Origin of the sequence: Burkholderia sp. LMG 13014 (assembly GCF_905232215.1) — a bacterium.
GTDB lineage: Bacteria > Pseudomonadota > Gammaproteobacteria > Burkholderiales > Burkholderiaceae > Burkholderia.
This window is the reverse complement of the sequence record NZ_CAJNKE010000714.1, coordinates 1-2,702: the sequence shown is the minus strand read 5'-3', so window position 1 is coordinate 2,702 and position 2,702 is coordinate 1. Positions and strand designations below refer to the sequence as shown.

Genomic DNA, 2,702 nt, shown 5'->3' with positions numbered 1-2,702 from the left:
CTGTCGCTTGGCATCACGGGCCCGCTCGCCGGCTATGTCGCGGGCGCATTCGGCTATCCGCAGGTGTTCCTGTTCGCGGCGGCCGCCGCCGCGGCGGGCGTCGCACTGTCGATGGTGCTGTACCAGCGTCAGGCGCGGGTCGAGGGAAGCGGCGCGGCGGCATAACGAAGCAAGGTCAGGCGGACGCCGGGCGGAACGGGCGGGTACATCGTCCATCCGCCGGCGGTGCGGCGCAGACTAGCGCGGCAGAATGTTGAATTCCCGCAGCACGCGGGCGGCTTCCGGATGATGGCGGAACGGCACTGCAGCCGCGCGTTCAAGCTTGGACGCGGCGCGATCGAACAGGACGAGCGCTTCCGACGTGTTGAGATGCCTCGACATGTACAGGAAACCGTCGACCCGCTGGTCGTGCCGGTGCACGGCGGCGGACCATTGTTGCGGGATGTCGTAGGGCACGACCGTCGACAGCGCCCCGTCGCCGCCCAGATTCTTCAGCGGCAGACCGTGCAAGACGGCCACGTTCAGTGGCGAACCCGTAAAGGACAGCACGTAGCGCTCCAGTTCCGCGGTCACGAGCGGGAATCCGCCGAGCTCGAGATCCGCGACTTCGTCGTGCAGCACCGTCTCGGCAAACGCGCAATGCAGGTCGAAGCCGAAATAACAGGTACCGAACCTGCCCCGCTTGCGCGGATCGTCGAACCGGTTGCCGCCCGACCTGCCGAAGTAGGGCTCGCCGGTGTCGTAGCGTGAAATACGGAGCAGCGTGGCAGGCGCGACTTCTTTCGTCGTCAGCGTTGCATGCGCGAAATGCCTGCCCGGCGCCACCAGCGTCAACCGCGCGCTCCTAGCGTTCCGCGAAGGCTGCCGCCGCGCGCTCCACCCGCTCGACCTGCCCTTGCGACAGGGCTTTCAGTGGCGTGACGTTACCGAGCGAAGCCTTCGGGGTCGTAAAAAACTGCCATTTGCTCCAGCCCGGCAGACTGCCCAGTTGCTGCGTCACCTTGCCCAGCGTCTTGCGATCGATGTCGCCTGCCAGATAGAAGGCCGGATAGTATTGCGCGGCCCCGACGTCCACCGTGAAGATGCGCCCCGACACGAGCGCCTTGTTGAGCGCCTGCCGGGTCATGCCCAGCCCCGCCCAGAGTTCGGCGGCCGGCAACAATCTGCCGGCGGCAACCAGCGCCTGCCGCTCGGACAACGCAATCCGCTCGACCTCGGAAAGCACCGCGCCCTCGTACGCGGCCGGCTTCGGATTCGGCTTCGCGCGGCCGGGCGCTTTCCTGTCGCGGGTCGCCGCGGCGGCGATCCCGAAAGTGACGACACCGGCAAGATCGATGACCTGAGCGATGCCGACCTTGAACAGATGACCCAGTTGCGCGTCGGACAGCTCGAGCAATGCTCGTGCCTTGTCCGGCCCGAGCATGGTCGCTGCGCCGACGGCGCAGCGCAGCGCCACTTCGGTATCCACATCGAGGATGACATCGGCGCCCTCGAGCGCTTGCACATGCCGACCCATCATCGCCTCCATTCACGATCAGGACGAAGGATAGGTCAGCCTCGCAACCAAGTCAACCGCGTCAACTTTTCGGCGTACCCAAGGTTGCCCGCATCGGGCGGATGACCGATGCATCGGGACACTGCAGACAGCCTCCTCCCGGTCAGGCCGTCCTCAGAAACAACCGCCGCGTCAGGTCGAATGCGACCAGATTGCCGGCCACCACCAGCAGCAGCCCGACCACCGCAAGCGGCGACCACTGATAGCCCTCGAACACGGTCGACACGGCCAGCGCAACGATCGGGAACAGCACCGTGCAGTACGCGGCGCGTTCCGGCCCGATCCGGCCGACGAGGGTCAGGTATGCGGTAAAGCCGATCACCGAGCCCGGCACGGCCAGGTAGACGAGCGCGCCGAGATAGCGCGGGCTCGTGTCGAGCGTGAACGGCAACCCGGCCACCGCGCTGCCGACGGTCAGGATCGTTGCGCCGATCAGCATCGCCCAGCCGTTGGTCACGAGCGGGTGCAGCCCCATCGACTGCATCCGGCTCGACAGCAGGTTGCCGGCCGAGAAGCACATCGTGCCCGCGAACGCGATCGCAAGCCCGATCCAGGTCGCGTGGTCGTCGAGATGGCCGGCCATCTGCTGCCAGAACAGGCACGCGATGCCGACGAGCCCGAGCAGCGCACCGGCGATCGCCGACGGCCGCAACGGACGGCCCATGAACAGCCGGCCGTTGATCGAGTTCAACAGCGGCGCGGTCGAGAAAATCACCGCGACGAGGCCGCTCGGCACGACCTGCTCCGAGTAGTAGAAGCACAGGAAGTTCAGGCAGAACAGCGCGAAGCCCTGCGCCAGGAGAAAGCGCCACGCTTCGCGCGGCGGGCGCACCGGCCGGCGCATCACGCGCAGCAGCGCGAACAGCACGGCGGCTGCCAGCCAGAAGCGCCATGCGATCGACACGGGCGGCGGCACGGAGCCGAGTTGCCACTTGATCGCGATCCAGGTGGTGCCCCAGATCAGCACGGTGACGAAATAAAGCGACAGATTCATGGCGGCAACGATCCGAAAAAAACAGGTGAAACGGATCCCGACTATGCCGCCACGCAGCGCGCGCCGATTGTCCGGAATTGCTGTCTTTTTCGGGCGGCCGCACGCGGCGCCGCGCACCCGCTTATACTCGGCCCATCATGAGCTTCTCCCTTT

Annotated in this window: 3 protein-coding genes and 1 pseudogene; 1 reads left to right on the top strand and 3 read right to left on the bottom strand. The window is 66.6% G+C overall.

The genetic code is table 11. The features are described from left to right. Positions 1–165 (top strand): annotated as a pseudogene (locus tag JYJ84_RS33510) (MFS transporter); the annotation flags it as partial. 72 nt (positions 166–237) lie between these two features. Here the strand turns inward: JYJ84_RS33510 and JYJ84_RS33505 are convergent. From JYJ84_RS33505 to JYJ84_RS33495, 3 genes are all read right to left on the bottom strand, one after another. Continuing rightward, positions 238–825, bottom strand: a complete 588-nt coding sequence (locus tag JYJ84_RS33505) for an RES family NAD+ phosphorylase (RefSeq protein ID WP_236027515.1) — start codon at positions 823–825, stop codon at positions 238–240. Between the two features lie 19 nt (positions 826–844). Further along, on the bottom strand, positions 845–1,519 hold the full coding sequence (locus tag JYJ84_RS33500; protein ID WP_374102153.1) for a hypothetical protein: 675 nt from the start codon (positions 1,517–1,519) through the stop codon (positions 845–847). A 139-nt stretch (positions 1,520–1,658) separates the two neighbouring features. Continuing rightward, positions 1,659–2,549, bottom strand: coding sequence for a DMT family transporter (locus JYJ84_RS33495; RefSeq protein WP_174976823.1), 891 nt, complete (start codon positions 2,547–2,549; stop codon positions 1,659–1,661). Between the last annotated feature and the right edge of the window lie 153 nt (positions 2,550–2,702).

Excerpts from the sequence above, each read along its gene's own strand:
- JYJ84_RS33500 (WP_374102153.1), bottom strand. The coding sequence starts at position 1,519 with ATGATGGGTCGGCATGTGCAAGCGCTCGAGGGCGCCGATGTCATCCTC.
- JYJ84_RS33495 (WP_174976823.1), bottom strand. The coding sequence starts at position 2,549 with ATGAATCTGTCGCTTTATTTCGTCACCGTGCTGATCTGGGGCACCACC.